The sequence below is a fragment of the Marinobacter sp. OP 3.4 genome, assembly GCF_036224885.1.
GTDB lineage: Bacteria > Pseudomonadota > Gammaproteobacteria > Pseudomonadales > Oleiphilaceae > Marinobacter.
Genome location: NZ_JAVVLT010000119.1, coordinates 1 through 18500 on the forward strand (window position 1 = coordinate 1; position 18500 = coordinate 18500).

The 18500-nt window shown below is 63.8% G+C and carries 13 protein-coding genes; 7 read left to right on the plus strand and 6 right to left on the minus strand.

The features are described 5' to 3' along the window. From RO069_RS20615 to RO069_RS20630, 4 genes are all read right to left on the minus strand, one after another. The coding region (locus RO069_RS20615) for a cache domain-containing protein (protein WP_328190010.1) at positions 1-878 on the minus strand (878 nt) is incomplete at its 3' end. 110 nt (positions 879-988) lie between these two features. After that, complete coding sequence (locus RO069_RS20620) at positions 989-2086, minus strand: lipocalin-like domain-containing protein (RefSeq protein WP_328190012.1); 1098 nt, start codon at positions 2084-2086, stop codon at positions 989-991. Continuing rightward, complete coding sequence (locus tag RO069_RS20625) at positions 2083-4317, minus strand: ABC transporter permease (protein WP_328190013.1); 2235 nt, start codon at positions 4315-4317, stop codon at positions 2083-2085. Before RO069_RS20625 ends, RO069_RS20620 begins: the two co-directional genes overlap by 4 nt. Beyond that, positions 4314-4970, minus strand: a complete 657-nt coding sequence (locus RO069_RS20630; protein ID WP_328190015.1) for an ABC transporter ATP-binding protein — start codon at positions 4968-4970, stop codon at positions 4314-4316. Before RO069_RS20630 ends, RO069_RS20625 begins: the two co-directional genes overlap by 4 nt. A gap of 265 nt (positions 4971-5235) precedes the next feature. On the opposite strand from RO069_RS20630, the gene RO069_RS20635 reads away from it, so the two are divergent. The 4 genes from RO069_RS20635 to nadN all read left to right on the plus strand — a co-directional run bounded on the left by RO069_RS20635 (position 5236) and on the right by nadN (position 11514). Further along, positions 5236-6444, plus strand: a complete 1209-nt coding sequence (locus tag RO069_RS20635; RefSeq protein WP_328190017.1) for an ammonium transporter — start codon at positions 5236-5238, stop codon at positions 6442-6444. A gap of 84 nt (positions 6445-6528) precedes the next feature. Continuing rightward, positions 6529-7002 (plus strand): DUF6231 family protein, encoded by a 474-nt coding sequence (locus RO069_RS20640; protein WP_328190019.1) that lies wholly within the window; start codon positions 6529-6531, stop codon positions 7000-7002. A 116-nt stretch (positions 7003-7118) separates the two neighbouring features. Continuing rightward, positions 7119-9599, plus strand: a complete 2481-nt coding sequence (locus tag RO069_RS20645; RefSeq protein ID WP_328190021.1) for an ExeM/NucH family extracellular endonuclease — start codon at positions 7119-7121, stop codon at positions 9597-9599. An 88-nt stretch (positions 9600-9687) separates the two neighbouring features. Next, positions 9688-11514 carry an NAD nucleotidase gene (gene nadN / locus RO069_RS20650; protein ID WP_328190023.1) on the plus strand — a complete coding sequence of 609 codons (1827 nt, stop codon included), beginning with the start codon at positions 9688-9690 and terminating at the stop codon, positions 11512-11514. Positions 11515-11566: 52 nt separating this feature from the next. Here the strand turns inward: nadN and RO069_RS20655 are convergent, their stop codons facing one another. After that, positions 11567-12034: an META domain-containing protein gene (locus RO069_RS20655; protein WP_328190025.1), complete on the minus strand. Its 468-nt coding sequence runs from the start codon at positions 12032-12034 to the stop codon at positions 11567-11569. Between the two features lie 202 nt (positions 12035-12236). Here RO069_RS20655 and RO069_RS20660 point away from each other — a divergent pair, with 202 nt between their 5' ends. Beyond that, entirely contained in the window at positions 12237-12644 is a 408-nt protein-coding gene (locus tag RO069_RS20660) for a YkvA family protein (RefSeq protein WP_328190026.1), read from the plus strand. Between the two features lie 97 nt (positions 12645-12741). Next, positions 12742-13989: an acyl-CoA dehydrogenase family protein gene (locus RO069_RS20665; protein ID WP_328190028.1), complete on the plus strand. Its 1248-nt coding sequence runs from the start codon at positions 12742-12744 to the stop codon at positions 13987-13989. A gap of 44 nt (positions 13990-14033) precedes the next feature. Here the strand turns inward: RO069_RS20665 and RO069_RS20670 are convergent, their stop codons facing one another. After that, positions 14034-16016 carry an acetoacetate--CoA ligase gene (locus RO069_RS20670; RefSeq protein WP_328190029.1) on the minus strand — a complete coding sequence of 661 codons (1983 nt, stop codon included), beginning with the start codon at positions 16014-16016 and terminating at the stop codon, positions 14034-14036. A 308-nt stretch (positions 16017-16324) separates the two neighbouring features. On the opposite strand from RO069_RS20670, the gene RO069_RS20675 reads away from it, so the two are divergent. After that, complete coding sequence (locus tag RO069_RS20675) at positions 16325-18274, plus strand: helix-turn-helix domain-containing protein (protein WP_328190031.1); 1950 nt, start codon at positions 16325-16327, stop codon at positions 18272-18274. The last annotated feature ends 226 nt before the right edge of the window (positions 18275-18500 follow it).

Sequence of the window (18500 nt, forward strand, 5' to 3'; positions counted from 1 at the left end):
GAGGCCACCTGGTTCGTGGTGTCATCCACTTCGCGGATGGTGTTGTGGATCTTGCTGATGAAAGTATTGAAACGCCGGCCGAGTTCCGACAGCTCATCGTTACCATCCTCCGGTAGCCGGTGGGTGAGATCACCCTCCCCTTCGGCAATGTCTCGCATCATCTCACTGACCCCTGCCAGCGGTCGGGTCACGGTGCGACCCACGAACGCCCCCAGGATGGCCGCCAGCACGATGACCACCACCGTGGCCAGCAGGATGAAGACCAGGGCCTGGTGGATATTCTCCTCAATATCGGCCCTCGCCCCGGCCAGGACCTCGTTGATATCGGTGATGTAGACCCCGGCGCCGATCATCCAGTCCCAGTCCTCGATCAGGGTGGCGTAGGACAGCTTGGGCTCCACGGCGCCATCCGCCGCGGGGTTCGGCCAGTCGTAGGCATAGAAGCCGTCATTCGCCGCCGCCTCGAACAGCTCGTCGATCAGTTCCCGGACATCCGGGTTCTCGGTAAGGCCTTCAATGTCCGGGTTGGGACGGTAGGCCAGGTTGAACATGTCCCGGCGCCAGGCGAACACGTAGTTGTTGTTGCCGAATTCGATGGACCGGATGCGGCTGCGGGCTTCCTGCTTCGCCTCCTCCTCGGTCAGGTCCGGGTTGTCCCTCACCTCGTTCACCACCGACAGGGCGGTTTCAGTCACATCGCGCAAGCCTTGCTTGCGGGCCTCGGTGAGCGTGTGCTCCAGTCGCTGTAATTCCGCCTCGCCACTGGCCTGCAGTTGGGCGGCGGTCAGCCAGGCGATGGTGGCACCGGTCAGGATAACCGGCACCAGTACCGCCAGCAGCAGGCGGGAACGGATCTTGAGTCGGTTCAGGAAAGTCATGGTCGTTACTGCCTCGGCCAGAAAGTTCAGGAAGTCACTCTTCTAACTATAGGTGACAAACGCGATCACCGACGAATCAGCCGCACTAAAAAGGTAGACCATAAACAGGGTTATGGCCGGGCGTACCCGGTCAGCTCCATGTACCCTTCGCCCCTGTGACTGCCGGTTACCGTTACCGGGCTTTCCCAGTAAGGGTAGAGTCCCCGATTCCAGTACTCTCCCTCCGGTGCCCGTACCGTTATGTCCACGCCATGGGCGGGCACCCGGATTCGCCAGGCCGCCGGGACCTGGCCATGATCGGTTTCCCGGCTGGTGAGCGGGACCATCTCTACCTGGTCGCCGGACAGGGCATGAACACTACCGTCGGCGGCAACCCAGGTACCGGACCGGAACGCCTCCCCGCCACGTCCCACCCGGAACGCCATCAGCCGGCCACCATTGTCCAGCCGCAGGGCAAACCAGTCCCAGCCCTGCTGGTCGGACCGCAGGAACTGGCTGCTCCACTCCCGGTCGAGCCAGCCCGTGCCCGCAACCCGGTACTCGGTGCCATCCACCTTGACCGTCCCGGTGATGCCAATATCGACCAGACTGAAGTACATGGAACCAAAGCCACTATCACTCTTGACGCTGAAGCCCTGGTCACCGTGGCGGATCACCCGCTCGCCGGGGACCAGTGTCAGGCGATAGGACCAGCCATCACCGGAGGCCTCAAGTCGCCACTGGTTGGAGCCGGTCGCTTCCAGTTGCCAGTGGTCCAGCCATACCCGCAGGGGCTCGGCCTGGGCCCCGGCCTGGCCGATGCCTCCCCGGGCAAAACGCTCCGAGAACCAGTGCTGCCCCCGGAAGGACACCGCGCCATGGGCCATCCAGGCAGCCTGCAATGGCCAGCGGGAGGCCGGCGGCGATCCCCCGGCCTGGTCGGGGGCCACCAGCCCCTGCCGGAATTGGGTCCACTGCAGTCCCAGGGGGTCGCCGCCCTCGGTGCGCAGGTTGGCGGTCAGGTACCACCACTCGATACGATGGTCCGGGTGGGGACCCCAGTCATCGGGCAGCTCAATCCCGTCCGAGGGGGACGGCTGCGCGAACGAGGAAGCCGGCGGGGTCTCCGCCAGCCCGGCAAACCCTTCGGTGTCCGGAGACTCCCCACAACCGGAAAGGATCAGGCTCAGGCCGGCCAGCCAGGCCAGGAACAGCGCGGTCCAGTTCATCGTTCCTGCCCTCCCGCCTGCACAGGCATGGTTCCCGGCTTGCCGTCGTGACCGATACTGGCCAGCCAGCCCACGGTGACGGCGGCCAGGGCAAACAGACCCAGCAACTCCAGCCAGTAACCGGGGTAGATGGCCATGGGCAGGGACCAGCCAAAGGCCACCGGGTTGATGCGGCTGACCAGCACCCAGGTCAGGGTGATGCCCACCGGTAGTGCCGCCGCCCAGATCAGTGCCATGAATTCCGCGGCCAGCGTCATCACCACACGCCGCCGCTCCCGGGCTGTCAGCCCCCAGGCGGACAGCAGGTGGTAGTACCAGGCCCGGGACCGCAGCACCACCCAGCCGGTCATCAGCAGGGCCAGGCCCGCCAGCACCAGGGTCAGGTAACTGATGGACCGGGTCAGGGCAAAGGTCTGGTCGAATACCCGGTTGGCGAGGCGGTGGATGGTGTCGTTGTCCCTGACCGACAGGTCGTCGACCTGCCAGGCGGACGCCAGGGCGGAGACCAGGGCCGTGCCCGAGCCATTGCCCATGTCTGCCAGGGCAATGGTCAGGGAGCGGAAATCCGGTACGAACCGCTCGGGCAGGTAACGCCGGTCCATCAGGATTTCCCCCGCCGGTCGGCCATAATCCGCGTAGATTCCGGCCACCCGGATGCTGCGCTGCCCTTCGCCAAACCCCACCATCAGTTGATCCCCGGGCGCCAGGCCCTGCCGCCGGGCCAGTTGCTCGTTGACCAGCACCTGGCCCTCGCCGACCGCCTGCCAGGGGTCCGCCACGGACTCCAGCAGCGACCAGCGCCGGATCAGGCCTGAGCGGGTGTCCGTGGCCATCAGGTCCACGCCCTGCTCCCCCGAACCAACGCCGATGGTCGCCGTGCCACGGATGACCGGATGCCAATGGGCCACGGCGGGATCACTCTCCAGCAGCGATGCTACCGGTGCCAGCGAACGGTCGTCCGGCACTTCCACAAACAGGTCTCCGGCCAGGCGCTGGCCAAGCCAGTCGTGGAAGGTGTCCTCAAAGGTGGACACCAGGGCGTGGACGGCGATCACCGTGCCCGCCGCCAGTTGCAGGGCCACCATCGGCAGCGCCAGACGACCGGACAGCACGCCGAGCTCCCGCCGTCTCCAGAGGGTCAGCGGTGGCGCCCAGGGCGATGGCGTCAGGTAACGGACCACCAGCAGTGGCGTCAGCAGACCGGCCCCGGCCAGCATTAGCCCGGTGCCCAGGAAGACGGTGACCAGGGACCCCGCCACCAGCAGCAGGACCAGCCCCACCAGCAGGCAGGCGGTGGCCAGCCCCGGATGGAACCGGGGGCGCCCCTGGGCCGGGCCGCCCCTCAGCAGGTCCAGTCCGCACCAGAGCACCACCAGCAGGACCACCGCCAGGGTCACCAGGAATCCGGTGGTGGATTCGCCGGTGGTCAGCAGGGTGGTTTCGAAGAGATTGTCCATGGCCGCACCGAAGCCACCGGACAGCCCATCCGCCAGCCGGAGTCCCAGCAGGTAACCGGGTACCAGGCCAAGACCGGCCAGGATCACCAGTTCCGCCAACAGGCAGCGCCGCAGTCGTCGGCGGGTGATGCCATAGCGTTCCAGCAGCACCAGGCTCTCCCGCCGCTGGGCCAGCCCCAGGGTATAGACACTGCGAATCAGCAGCGCGGACACCAGCACCACCAGGATACCCAGGGCATCCAGGTTCAGCAGGAAGCTGTCGGCCAGCTCGCCGGTGCTGAGTCGGGACGGGTCCGGTGGCCGATGCCAGCCGGCGGGTAACGGCTGCTCCCCGTCCATCAGATACAGGCGCAGGCGTGCCGATCGGCCCGATTCCGCCAGCCGGGCGGCTTCGGCGATGTCCACAAAGGGCTCGCCATCCAAAGCCATGCCCGCGCCGGGGGCATCACCCTCCGCACAGGCCATGGCCAGGGGATCGATCCCCACCACTCGCCCCCGGGCATCGGTCGGAGCCACCTCCAGCCAGGGAATCACACACAGGCCCTGGCGCCGCAGGCTGACGAAGTCGTCCACGGTGACCGGGGAGCCATCCTCCGGCGCCAGTTGCTGGCCGCCGGACAACTGCGCCTCGCCGGCCTGCATGCTGTCCCGGGCCTGTCCGGTGAGGGTCCAGACACCGGACCAGAGGGCGGTGGCCAGGGTCAGGATCAACCAAAGCGCCAGCAACTGTAAGGGATGACGCCGGTAGTGGCTGAGTACGGCCCGGAAGATCACGGCCGGCCCTCTGCCGCCAGATCAAGCCGGTGGTCGCATCGCCCCGCCAGGGCCAGGTCATGGCTGGCGAGGATAAGCCCACACCCCTGTTGCCGCTGCCAGTGGAACAGCGCATCAGACACCTGCGTGGCCGTATGCCGGTCCAGGCTGCCGGTGGGCTCGTCCGCCAGCACCAGGTCGGGGCCCATGGCAAACACCATTGCCAGGGCCGCCCGCTGGCGCTGGCCGCCGGACACCTGATCCGGATAGCGGTCCCCCAGCCCGGCCAGGCCGAGGCGCTCCAGCCAGTCGTTAACCGGTCCGAACGACCGACCGGCCAGGTCCGCCCTCAGCCGTATGTTTTCCGCCAGGGTCATGGCGGGCATCAGGTTGCTGTCCTGGAACACCACGCCGATCCGGCGACGGCGCAGCTCCGCCCACTGGTCCGTGGACAGGGCGGTCGCCGACTTCCCCAGCACCTGCACGTCGCCAGCGTCGATGCTTTCCAGCCCGCACAGGATATTCATCAACGTGCTCTTGCCCGACCCGGACGGACCGGTCAGGGCCAGGGATTCACCGGGCGGCAGCTCCAGTGACAGGCCGGTAAACACCGTCACCGGCCCGGTACCGGCGTCATAGGTCTTGCGCAATCCCGATACGCTGACACTGGTCACATCCCATCTCCTTCCATTTCGATACCTTCAGGCTCCATAGCTGTGCATTACTGAATTAACTGCACTTTATTTGTGCAGAATCAGTCCAGAAACCCGATTGTTAAAGAGACAACGCACCAACCGAATTCATTTAAGCGCCCAATATTAAAGCGTACGCACTATTGTGGATCGATTATTGCTGAATCCGGACCACGGCGAGCCGGAGATGTGCACCAGCGTGAACCATCCGGCTCATGAAAGTCATTAACCGGGAGCACTCCTGTCCGTGGATATTCCTTCAGCCATTCATACCCTGACCGACAGTGCGAACACACTCTTCCTGCTGATCGGTGCCGTCATGGTACTGGCCATGCACGCCGGCTTCGCCTTCCTGGAAGTGGGCACCGTGCGTCACAAGAACCAGGTCAACGCGCTGGTCAAGATCATGACCGACTTCGGCATTTCCGCCATTGCCTACTTCTTCATCGGCTACTATATCGCCTACGGCAATCACTTTTTCAGTAATGCTACGATCCTCACCCAGGATCAGGGCTACGAACTGGTCAAATTCTTCTTCCTGCTCACTTTCGCCGCCGCCATACCCGCCATTGTCTCCGGCGGCATCGCCGAACGGGCACGCTTCTACCCCATGCTGATCGCTTCCGGGCTGGTGGTCGCCTTCCTCTACCCGTTCTTCGAGGGCATCGTGTGGAATGGCAACCACGGTTTCCAGGCCTGGCTGGAAAGCCGCTTTGGCGCTTCCTTCCATGATTTCGCGGGTTCCGTGGTGGTGCATGGCGTCGGCGGCTGGATCGCCCTGGCCGCGGTGCTGTTGCTGGGCGCCCGTAACGGTCGCTACCGCCAGGGCAAGGTGGTGGCGTTCGCGCCCTCCAACATTCCGTTCCTGGCCCTCGGCGCCTGGATCCTCACCGTGGGCTGGTTTGGCTTCAACGTCATGTCCGCCCAGACCCTGGACGGTATCAGCGGCCTGGTGGCGGTGAACAGCCTGATGGCCATGGTGGGTGGCACTGTGGTCGCCATGGTGGTGGGCCGAAAGGACCCGGGCTTTATCCACAACGGTCCCTTGGCCGGGCTGGTGGCGGTCTGCGCCGGCTCCGACCTGATGCATCCCATCGGCGCGCTGATCACCGGTGGTATTGCCGGCGCCATCTTCGTGTTCCTGTTTGAATGGGCCCAGAACCGCATCGAGCGACTGGACGACGTGCTCGGCGTCTGGCCCCTGCACGGGGTCTGCGGCCTCTGGGGCGGCATCGCCGCCGGCATCTTCGGCCAGACCTCCCTGGGCGGTCTTGGCGGTGTCAGCCTGATGTCGCAACTGATCGGCTCCCTGGCGGGCATGGTAATCGCCTTTGTCGGCGGCCTGGTGATCTATGGCCTGGTGCGCCAGTTGGCCGGCCTGCGCCTGGGCGAGGAAGAGGAGTTCAACGGTGCCGACGTGAGCATCCACCGCATCGGCGCCACTTCCTGGGAGTAATGGGGGTAGAGAACACCCGGGTAGCAGACCAACGGCGGTCCAAGGGCGTATCATGGTGGACCCTGTCAACAACGAGGAGCCGCCATGAACGCCCGGGCCCTGTTCACGTCCGTGATTGAGGATTGCCAGCCGACGTCCCTGCTGGTGGCCGGAGAGGCCGCCCGGCAGGCCGCGGATGACTGGCGGTCCGCCCACTCCGGGGTTGCCGTGGAACCGCTTGAGCCTGGTGACGGGGAACTCACCGGCGCCAGCGCACAGCCCCATGACCTGGCCATTGTCGCCGACACCCTGGAGGACCTGCCCCTGGCCACCGGCCGGATCCTGCTCGGGCAGTTACGCAACCTGGGCAACCACCAGATCGCCGTCCTGGTCAGCCATCGCAGTGACTGGTCCTTCAACGACTTCATCGGCCTGGGCTTCGTGCGCCAGGGCAGTACCGATGGCGACGATGGCCACACCCTCTACACCTATAACATCGACACCTACAACCACAAGCGCACCTGGAACAACCCCAGGTACTGGGCCAACCCGGAGATGTGGGACAAGGCCAGGTGGTAGCATTTCCGTCGTAAACCGTTCATAAATCTCTCATGTCACCGTCATAGTCTGGTTGCACCCTGATCGTCAGGCCTCCCTCAGGCCGCTCACAACCCATCACGATCAGGGACGGATTCATGACCTTCAAGCGCACCCTCATGGCGGCCTCGGTGGCTGCCCTGTGTACGTCACCCGCCCATGCCAGCCTGCTGTTCAGCGAATACCTGGAAGGCTCCGGCAACAACAAGGCCCTGGAACTGCTCAACACCTCGGCGGAACCGGTGGACCTGGCCGCCTGGGAAATCCAGGTCTACTTCAACGGCAACAACAACGCGGGCCTGACCCTGAACCTCAACGGCACCATCGCACCCGGCGGTCACTTCGTGGTGGCCAGCAGCCAGGCGGATGAAGCAATACTGGCCGTGGCGGACCAGACCACCGGCGCCGGCCTGTTCAACGGCGACGATGCGGTCACCCTCCTCAACGGCGGCCTGGTGGTGGACAGCATCGGCCAGGTGGGCGTCGACCCCGGCAGCTACTGGGGCGACGACGTTCGCACCCAGAACACCGACCTGCGGCGACGGGACCTGACGCCGGACAACGATCCCTACGACGCCTATGAGCCCGCACTCCATTTCGACGCCTTCCCCCTGGACGACTTCTCCGACCTGGGCATGAATGGTGGCGACCCCGCCGATCCGGACGATCCCGACCAGCCGGGCACCCCCACCCTCACCTGTGGCGAGCCGGCCACGCTGGTATCCACCATCCAGGGTGACGGGGACACCTCCCCCCTGAACGGCGAGTCGGTGCAGATCGAGGCCGTGGTGACCGGCGTGTTCAACGGCGACGACGGCTTCGGCGGATTCCATGTGGAGGAAGAGGCGGTTGACCGCGACAGTCTGGCGACCACCTCCGAGGGCCTGTTTATCTATGCCCCGGATACCGATACCACTGTCGAAGCCGGCCAGACCGTCCGCATTGCCGGCACAGTCACCGAGTACAACGGCCTGACCGAACTGGGCAGCATCACCGGCATCGCAGACTGCGGCCCCGGTGACTTGCCGGCCCCAGCCACCATCAGCCTGCCCTGGGCCTCCCTGGATGATCCGGAAGCCTTCGAGTCCATGCGGGTGACAACGGACCGCCCGCTGGTGGTGAACGACACCTACGACCTGGGCCGCTATGGCAGCCTCACCCTGGGCAGCACCCGCCACTTCATTCCCACCAACGTGGCCAGCCCCGGCAACGATGCCCAGGCCATCCAGCAGGCCAATGAACGGGACCGCCTGATCCTGGACGACGGCAGCAACCGCCAGAACCCCGCGGTGGTGCCCTACCCGTCCCCGGCCCTCAGCGCGACCAATACCGTGCGAGGTGGCGACAAGGTGGACAGCCTGGTGGGCGTGCTGGAGTTCCGCTTTGACGCCTGGCGCCTCCAGCCGCTGCAGTCACCGGAATTCGTCGCGGCCAACCCGCGCCAGGACAGCCCGGAGCTGGCGGCCAATGGCAACCTGGTGGTGACCTCCTTCAACGTGCTCAATTTCTTCAACGGCGATGGCATGGGCGGCGGCTTTCCCACCGCTCGCGGCGCCGACACCGCCGAGGAACTGCAACGCCAGACCGCCAAGCTGGTGTCCGCCATCCGCGCCACCAACGCCGATGTGGTAGGCCTGATGGAAATCGAGAACGACGGCTACGGTGACGAGAGCGCCATCCGCGAGCTGGCCGACGCCCTGGGCAGCGGATGGCAGGCCGTTGATCCGGGTCTGTCGCAGCTTGGTAGTGACGAGATCGCCGTCGGCTTCGTCTATCGCACGGACCGTGCGGAGACGGTGGGCGATGCCGCCGTACTGGCCTCCGCTCCGTTCCAGGACCTTAACCGCCAGCCCCTGGTCCAGACCTTCCGTCCGGTGGGCAGCGATGACGGGGTCACCCTGGTGGTGAACCACTTCAAGTCCAAGGGCTGCGGCGAGGCCAGTGGTGCCGACGCCGACCAGGGCGATGGCCAGGGCTGCTGGAACCCGACCCGGGTGCAGGCCGCCAGTGCGCTGGCGAGCTGGCTGGACACCGACCCCACCGGTACCGGCGAGCAGGACCGCCTGATCCTCGGCGACCTCAACAGCTACGCCCTGGAAGACCCCATCACCACCCTCACCGACCGTGGCTACACCGACCTGGTCAACCGCTTCGAGGGTGACGATGCCTACTCCTACGTGTACTTCGGCGAGGCCGGCTACCTGGACCATGCCCTGGCCTCCCCGGAACTGCTCGACAAGGTGCTGGACACCGCCATCTGGACCATCAACGCCGATGAGCCCCGGGCCCTGGACTACAACACCGAGTTCAAGTCTCCACAGCAGCAGGCGGACTGGTACTCCACCGCCCCCTGGCGGGCCTCGGACCATGACCCGGTCATTGTGGTGCTGGAGCTTGCCGAAGGTTCCGACGACCTGCCTGCGGACCTCAACGGCGACGGCCGGGTGGATGGCCGTGACCTGGTGCGGTTCCTCCTGGCGGGGCTTTTCGGCAAGCACGAGCGCCTTGATCTCAACGGCGATGGCCGTGTGAACGGCAAGGACCTGAGAACCATTCTGGCGGCGATCCGCCAGGCCTGACAGTACGGGGCCAGCCTGGACGCTTCCGGATGCCCGCCATCCAGGGGACTCCAGGAGGCCCTGCCAACACCATCAAAGGAGTATGATTGTGAACACCAGACCCGCACTAATCCTGACGATCCTGATGTCCTCGCTAGCCCTGGTGGCCTGCAACGACAGTGATTCGGACGACGATGAGACCTCTTCCGACGCGCCGCTGACCCTGAACATCCTCCATATCAACGACCACCACTCCAATCTTGAAGCCTCTGAACAGACCCTGGACATCGGCGGGGCCGAGACCACCTTCGCCCTGGGTGGCTTTCCCCGGGTGGCCGCCAAGATCGCCGAGCGTGAATCTGCCCTGGAGAACGTGCTGAAACTGCACGCCGGCGATGCCATCACCGGCACCCTCTATTTCTCCAGCTTCGAAGGCGTGGCGGACGCCGAGCTGATGAACCTGGTGTGCTTCGACGCCTTCGCCCTGGGCAATCACGAGTTCGACCGTGGCGACGCCGGCCTCAAGCTGTTCCTGGACGAACTGGCCAGGGGCAACTGCGACACCCCGGTGCTGGCCGCCAACGTCAAGCCGGAGGTGGGCACTCCCCTGGCCCCGTCGGCCCAGGATGACTACATCCAACCCTACATCGTGCGGGAAATCGACGGCGCCCGGGTCGGTATCATCGGTATCGACATTGCCAACAAGACCCGCAACAGCTCCAGCCCGCTGGCCACCACCGAGTTCCTGGATGAACAGGAAACCGCCCAGGCCATGATCGACGAACTGGCGGAAGACGGCGTCAACAAGATCATCCTGCTGACCCACTACCAGTACCAGAATGACCTGGAGCTGGCCGCCAGCCTCAACGGCGTGGACGTGATCATCGGTGGCGACTCCCACTCCCTGCTGGGTGATTTCTCCGCCTACGGCCTGGAAAGCTCCGGTCCCTACCCCACCATGGCCACCAATGCCGACGGTGACCAGGTCTGCGTGGCCCAGGCCTGGCAGTATTCCCAGGTAGTGGGCGAGCTGAACGTGGAGTGGAATGAAGCTGGCGTCGTCCAGGGCTGCGAGGGGGTCCCCCACCTGCTGCTGGATGAACCCATCACACGGGAACAGGGCGACGATGACGTCGAACTGACCGGCGCCGACCGTGACGCCGTACTGGCCGCCATCGACGCCGATACGCAACTCAGCCTGACCGCACCGGATGCCACCGTCGAGGCCGCCCTGCAGACCTATACCGACCAGCTCGAGGAATTTGCCAATGAAGTGATCGGCACCGCCACGGAAGACCTGTGCCTGGCCCGGATTCCCGGCGAGGCCTATGGTGACAGCACCTGTGATGGTGAGGACCCGAATCGCGGCAGTGACATCGCCAACGTGGTGGCCCAGGCCTTCCTCTACATGAGCAAGGAAGCGGACGTGTCCATCCAGAACGGTGGTGGTGTACGGACCGACATTTTTGCCGGCGACATCACCATCGGTGATGCCTACACCCTGCTGCCCTTTGGTAACACCCTGACCAATCTGGACATGACCGGCGCGGAGATCCGGGCGGTACTCAACGAGGCGGTGGACTACGCCCACAGTGATTCCACCGGGGCCTACCCCTATGCCGCTGGCCTGCGCTGGTACGTGGACATGAGCCGAGCCGCCGGTGACCGGCTGTACGACATCCAGTACCGGGTGCGCAATGAGGGCGCCTGGATGCCCCTGGAGGACGACACCCAACTGAAAGTCGTCAGCAACAGCTTCACGGCGGAAGGCCGCGATGGCTATGTGACCTTCGGGACGGTTTCAGAGGACGGCCGCGCCGAGGATACCTTCCTGGACTACGCCCAGTCCTTCGTGGATTACATGCTGGAGGTGGGCACCATCAGCAAGCCGGCTACGGATGAGTATTCCACCCAGAACTACACGCCGGTACCGTAACGCGGCAAGGGTCCGTGGGAAGCCGGGACCGGCTCCCACGATCCGATGGCAATCAGGGCAGGGCCACCGCCTCGAAACGGGCGAGTTCGTGGCCCTTCTCGTTCAGCAGCTTCAGCACCTTACCCTCCAGGAAGACCCCGGCGGTCTGTGAGAAAACCTCATACAGCGCCGCTTCATGATTGTCCCCGGTGCAGGCCATCTTGGTGCTGGCCATGGCATCGAACAGCAGGTTGGCGCCGCTGACGGTGTACTCACCGACAAACCGGTTGCAGCCGCTGAAGCCGTTCACCTTGCCGTCATCCCGGAAAATCATGTGGGGTTCGCCCTGCTCGCCCTTGGGGATATTCACCTCGGTGCCCTTCAGGGACATCAGCTTCCAGTAGGTGTTGGTCAGCGGTGCGGTGGGAATGGGGCCCCCTGAGGACCCTGACGGGCCGCCGGCACAGGCCACCAGCATCAGCGCGCAGGTCACCAGGACCAGTCCCCGGACGGCGGTCAGTGCGCCTTTTGTTCCTTTCATTCCTGTCATCTCGGAATCTCCCTGGATCAATCGCGGCCATGGGGCCACGGGTTGTCGGCAAAGAGGGACATCATAACCAGTTGCGCTGGCTGGCTGAAGGACCGGCTTCATGAAAGTGCGTACAGATTGGGGACGCCATGCCGTGTTGGGGTGTGGGTTTGGTATGCTTTTCATATTCTCCACCCATCAAGAAGGGGGCACCATGAGCGCAATCAGTGACCGCAAGGCCAGGGAGGAACTGGAACGGGAAAGTCGCCATGTGGACGAGGACAGCCTGGAGTCACTGCTGGCACGGCAGAAGAAGGTGGAAGAGAAAGTCCAGTCCAGCGGCAGGCTGAACCGCTTCTCAACGGATATCCGCCTGATGTTCTCGCTGCTGCGGGACTTCTGGAATGGCCGCTACCGCCAGGTACCCTGGAAGACCATTGCCGCCATTGCCGGCGCCCTGCTGTACGTACTGAATCCCCTGGACCTGATCCCCGACATGATCCTGGGGTTCGGCCTGCTGGACGACGCCGGCGTGGTGGCCCTGTGCCTGAAACTGGTTGAGTCGGACCTGCATCGTTACGCCGCCTGGAAGGAGCTCCACGCCGAAACCGCCGGCAAGTAAGCTGGCCGGCCACCACTTGATGTGAGTCAACGACCATCGGCCGCCCCTGCCTTAGTCTGGCAGGCAGATCCGCCATGCCATTGACAGGGGCCCAGCCATGGACTTCAACCATTCCGATGATTCCCTCCAGGTACAGGACCTGATGCGGCGGTTCATGAAGAAGCATGTGCTGCCCCGCAACAGCGACTGGCTGAGGATGGCGGAATCCGGGTGCTATCCCCTGGAGATCCTGGAGCCCCTGAAAGTGCAGGCCCGGGAAGACGGCCTCTGGAACCTGTTCCTGCCAGAGCTGAAGGAAACCGAGCCAGGCACCGCCATGACCAACCTGGACTACGCGCCCCTGGCGGAAATCATGGGGCGGTTGCCCTGGGCGGCGGAAGTGTTCAACTGCAGCGCCCCGGACACCGGCAATATGGAACTGCTGCACCGGTTCGCCACGCCGGCCCAGTACGATGCCTGGCTGGCGCCTCAACTGGAGGGTCGCATCCGCTCCTGCTTTGCCATGAGCGAACCGGACACCGCCTCCTCCGACGCCACCAACATCAGCACCACCATCCGCCGGGATGGTGATCACTACGTGGTGGACGGCCGCAAATGGTTTATCACCGGTGCCAACCACCCCAACTGCCGCTTTGCCATTGTGCTGGGTCGCTGTGACGACGGCTCCGGTGACAACCGTCACCAGCAGCACTCCATGGTGATCGTGCCCATGGACACCCCGGGGCTGGAGGTGGTGCGCAACATTCCGATCATGCAGCACCACTCACCGGAGGGACACTGCGAGATTGCCTTCCGTAACGTGCGGGTGCCGGCGGAGAACCTGCTGGGCCGGCCCGGCGAAGGCTTTGCCATGGCCCAGGCCCGGCTGGGCCCCGGCCGGGTGCATCACTGCATGCGCACCATCGGCCAGTGCGAACTGGCCCTGGAGATGATGACGGAACGGTCGCTGGAACGGCGCACCTTCGGCAAGTTCCTCAGCGAGTATGAGAACGTCCGGGACTGGATCGCCGAATCCCGCCTGGAGATCGACCAGGCCCGGCTGCTGGTGCTGCAGGCCGCCTGGAAGATGGATACCTTCGGCAACACCGCCGCCCGGGTGGATGTCTCCGCCATCAAACTGGTGGCCGCACGCCTGCAGACCCGGGTGGTGGACCGGGCCATGCAGGTGTTCGGCGCCATGGGCCTGACCCCGGACACGCCCCTGGCCTACCTGTGGACCTGGGGCCGGGCCCTGCGCTTCCTGGACGGCCCCGACGAGGTGCACCTGCGTACCGTGGCCCGGGCGGAAATCGACAAGGCCAGGGAGAACCGGGGATCAACGGCGGTGTACTACAACCTCCGTTGACCCAGGCGTCTGCGCGGTCGAAATCGCGCAGACGCCCAGGCCCCTTATTCCACCAGCGCCGTGCCCCGTTCTTCGGCGAAACGGATATAGAAGTCCAGGCTCTCGGGGTTGGCCATGGCGTCGGGGCTGGCCACCTGCGCCAGCGGCTTGCCCAGCAGCAGCTTGCGGATGGGCAGTTCCATCTTCTTGCCGGTCAGGGTATAGGGAATGGCCGCCACAGGGATGATCTCGTTGGGCACGTGGCGGGCCGAGAGGTTGTCCCGGATGGCGGCGCGGATGCGCCCGGTCAGGCTGTCATCCAGCTCGACGCCTTCCCGCAGCACCACGAACAGCGGCATCCAGGATTCCCGCCCCAGGTACTCCAGGTCGACAATCAACGAGTCCAGCACCTCGGGGATTTCCTCCACCACCCGGTAGATCTCACCGGTGCCCATTCGCACACCCTGGCGATTGATGGTGGTGTCAGAGCGGCCGTAAATCACTGCGCCGCCCCGGGGCGTGATCCGTATCCAGTCGCCATGGCGCCAGATACCCGGGTAGGTGTCGAAGTAACTGTCGTGGTAGCGATGACCGCCCTCGTCGCCCCAGAAGTACAGCGGCATGGAGGGCATGGGGCGGGTCACCACCAGCTCTCCCACCTCATCATTCACGACCTTACCCTCTTCATCGAATGCATAGACAGCAGTACCAAGGGTACGGCACTGCATCTCGCCGGCATAGACCGGCATGATCGGGTTACAGCCCACATAGAAGGCCGCCACATCGGTGCCACCGCTGATGGGCGCCACCAGCACATCCTCGCCGATCTCGTTCATGATCCACTTGTAGCCTTCATCCGGCAGGGGCGACCCGGTGGAACCCACGGAGTGGATAACACTGAGGTCAGCGTACTCCCGGGGATGGATTCCCGCCTTCTTGCAGTTGAGGAAGTAGGCCGCACCGGCGCCGAAGAAGGTGACCCCCGCCTCACCGGCGAATCGCCACAGGGTGCCCAGGTCCGGATAGCCGGGGTTGCCGTCGTAGATGCAGATGGTACTGCCCAGCAGCAGCCCGCCGATCTGCGCGTTCCACATGATCCAGCCGGTGGTGGTGAACCACAGGTAGCGGTCGTCCGGCTGCAGGTCCATGTGAAGCCCCTGGCCCTGCAGGCCTTCCAGCAGGGCACCACCATGGCTGTGGACAATGGGCTTGGGCATACCGGTGGTGCCGGAGGAATAGACCACCCACAGGGGATGATCAAAGGGCAGTTGCTCGAAGGTCATGGGCTGGTCATGGGCCAGCATGTCCGACCAGGCTACGCTATCGTCCAGGCTCGCGCCGGAATCCAGGTAAGGCAGCAGCACCACCTGCTCAATGGTGGGCAGTTCGGAGCGTAGCTGACGGACCACATCCATGCGGTTGAAATCCTTGCCCCCATAGCGGTAGCCGTCCACCACGATCATCACCTTGGGGTCGATCTGGCGGAAGCGGTCAATCACGCTGCGGGTGCCCATGTCCGGCGAACAGCTCGACCAGATGGCGCCAATACTGGCGCAGGCATAGAAGGCCACAACGGTTTCGGGGATGTTCGGCAGGTAGGCCACCACCCGGTCGCCGGGGCCGACGCCCATCTGGCGAAGACCATGGGCAAAGGACGCCACCTGTGTCTTCAGGTCGCCCCAGGACAGTTCCTGGAGGGGACGGATCTCCGAGCGGGAAATGATGGCGGGGCGATCCGGCTCATCGTCATGGAACCGGAACCCCTGCTCAATCATATTGAGCCTGGCGCCCTCGAACCATGTGGCACCGGGCATGCGGTCACCGTCCAGAACCCGCAGGTACGGCGAGGAATGGCGGATGTCGAAATAGTCCCAGAAGGCGGCCCAGAAGTCCTCCAACTGGTCCACGGACCATTGCCACAGGGCGTTATAGTCCCGGAATTCCAGCCCGCGATGCTGCTTCAGCCATTGCATGAAGTCATGCATGCGGCTGTTTTCGATGCGGGCCTGAGTGGGTTGCCACAGGCATTCGGGGGTCTGGGTTGTCATGGCAGTCTCCGTTTGTTGTTGGTCTTGACTGGTAGCCGTGTCAAAGCCCATTGGGCGACATCGGCTAAAAAATATAACAATCGCTCGATCAACTCGATGGAATACTATCGGATAATAGTGAGCGGAGCTCAACCGTATGCGGGCGTGGACAGCATTTCTGAATGGCGTTCGCCCCCATCCCACTGGGAAAAGGCATCATATTAAAGCCCCATGGCACCGCCAACAATGTTTGATTGTCACATATTCGTTGATTTAGCTATGACAACAAACCAGACTTTGCCCCTTTCACGTTAAACGAGTACCCGACCATGGCAGACAGCAGCATCCGGCTGGCCCGGACCTATCAGGCCATTCTCGATGACCTGGAAAAGGGGCGGGGAGCCAGCGAACTTTCCAGACGTCTTTCCGAGGCCGAATCATTCGCTTTCAGCGCCGAAGAGAAGTCTGAATTACTCGCCGCCGTGAGAAAGGCCATCAGACTCGCGGAACGAAACGAACAGTATCAGCTCAACGAACGATCCCTCAGGGCCGTCTCCGAAAGCGCAGAAACACTGACAGAGCTGCAGGACCCCGACGCCGTCCTGACCAGCATTGTGGTGCGCGGACGCAAGCTGTTGGGCAGCGATCTCGCCTGGCTCGCTGGCCAAACGCTGGATGGCCAGGGCAGGATCCTGGCCATTGATGGCGCCTACACCGAGCTCATCAAGAATCTGAGTGGCCCGGAACATGCCGGCATTGCCAGCTATGTGCGCCAGTCACGGTCGGCATTCAGCACTCAGGACTATTTGACCGAAGGACAGTTCACCCATGATTCGGTGATGGACAGGGCCATGGCGGAAGAAGGTATCCAGTCGGTGCTTTCGGTGCCCATCATGGCGGATTCCGAGGTCATCGGCGTATTGATCGTGGCCGATCGTTACCAGCGTTTTCACCAGCCATGGGAGATTTCCGTCCTCGGCACCCTTGCAGCCCATGCCTCCGTTGCTATCCGCAATGCGCGAACCTTCGAGCAGAAACAGCAGGCCCTGAGGTACGCCGAGCAGGCAAACCGGGAGCTCGAAGACAAGGTGGCGGTGCTGGAGCATGCCACCGACGCCCATGAAAAGCTCACTTCCCAGATTGCCAGGGGCGGCAGCCAGCAGGAAATGCTCAGCCTGATCGCCAACCTGCTGGAAGGCGAACTCGGGTTCCTGGACCCCATGGGGTCGATGACCAGCGCCATCCCGCAGAAGGCCCTGACATTCTTCGAGACCGCCATCCTCAACAACCGATTCAGCAAACAGGTGGCCGAAGCCATCGACAGCAGCCGGCTTACCGGCCGCTCGGTGACCCTGGACGGCAACCAGGACACCCTCAATCTGATGGCGGTATCCAGTGGCAATGATCACCTGGGATCCTTGTTGATCCGCACGCAAAAACCGCTGTCCGGTCACCAGATGCGGATTTTCGAGCGCTCGTCCACCGCCATTGCGGTACTGAACCTGCTGGAGGAAAAAAAGACCGCCACCAACCTGCTCGACATCAAGACGACCCTTACCGATCTCCTGGACCCAAAAGAGTCGACCCGGCAACCCACCCGAACCCAAGCCTTGCAGATCGGCCTTGATACGCAGGCACCCATGTTGCTGGCGGTTGTTGCCCTTGAGCCGTCAAAGCTCCACTTCTTCCTGAAGAAAATCAGTAAACGGCTGAAGTCGCTGTCAGGCCTGGCGACGGAAATCGACGACCGGCTTATCCTCCTGTTTAACCAGGAGGACACCCGGGCGATCCGGCATTTCCTTCATGAACACATGGCCAACGAGGCCGGCTGGAGCGGACTGACCGCGCTATCCCAGCCCATCAACCGGTCGGAGGACCTGCCCCGGGAATATCGACTGGCAGTACAGTCACTTCAGGTGGCGGAGCACCTCGGGCGCCGCAATGCCACCTTCTTCTATCATGAATATGCCATCTATACGCCGTTGTTTGGTAACAGCACGTCGGTGGATGTGGCGGCCTTTATCCGGGCAACGATTGGCGAGCTTGTCGAGGCGGACCAGGCCAGGAGAACCGAGCTGGTCAGAACGCTGCTCACGTTCATGAATGAGCAGCAGAATGCCAGGGCCACCGCCCGCAAACTGAAACTCCACGTCAATACCGTTCACAACCGGCTTGAGGCCATCAACGGCATACTGGGGCCCTGGCAGCAGGATGGCCGCTCCCTGGAGATCCAACTGGCGTTACGGTTGCTCAACCTGAAAAAAGCCGCAGGCCGGTAAGGCCCAGAGACCTGCCCTGGTGTTACCGGCAGCGACCGGTTCTTTAGCGCACCAGCACGTCCGGCAGATAGAGCGCTATGGCAGGGACCTGACAGGCAGGACAGACAACCCGCTGTGACATAAACACAGATTTAAACCCAAATTTATGTAGCGAACCCACATTGTCCACCCCCATTGAATTGCTTATGGTCGGGGGTCGGCGCCCATGTGGCACCGAAGTCCAAAA

Excerpts from the sequence above, each read along its gene's own strand:
- RO069_RS20620 (WP_328190012.1), bottom strand. The coding sequence starts at position 2,086 with ATGAACTGGACCGCGCTGTTCCTGGCCTGGCTGGCCGGCCTGAGCCTG.
- RO069_RS20640 (WP_328190019.1), top strand. The coding sequence starts at position 6,529 with ATGAACGCCCGGGCCCTGTTCACGTCCGTGATTGAGGATTGCCAGCCG.
- RO069_RS20645 (WP_328190021.1), top strand. The coding sequence starts at position 7,119 with ATGACCTTCAAGCGCACCCTCATGGCGGCCTCGGTGGCTGCCCTGTGT.
- RO069_RS20655 (WP_328190025.1), bottom strand. The coding sequence starts at position 12,034 with ATGAAAGGAACAAAAGGCGCACTGACCGCCGTCCGGGGACTGGTCCTG.
- RO069_RS20660 (WP_328190026.1), top strand. The coding sequence starts at position 12,237 with ATGAGCGCAATCAGTGACCGCAAGGCCAGGGAGGAACTGGAACGGGAA.
- RO069_RS20665 (WP_328190028.1), top strand. The coding sequence starts at position 12,742 with ATGGACTTCAACCATTCCGATGATTCCCTCCAGGTACAGGACCTGATG.
- RO069_RS20670 (WP_328190029.1), bottom strand. The coding sequence starts at position 16,016 with ATGACAACCCAGACCCCCGAATGCCTGTGGCAACCCACTCAGGCCCGC.
- RO069_RS20675 (WP_328190031.1), top strand. The coding sequence starts at position 16,325 with ATGGCAGACAGCAGCATCCGGCTGGCCCGGACCTATCAGGCCATTCTC.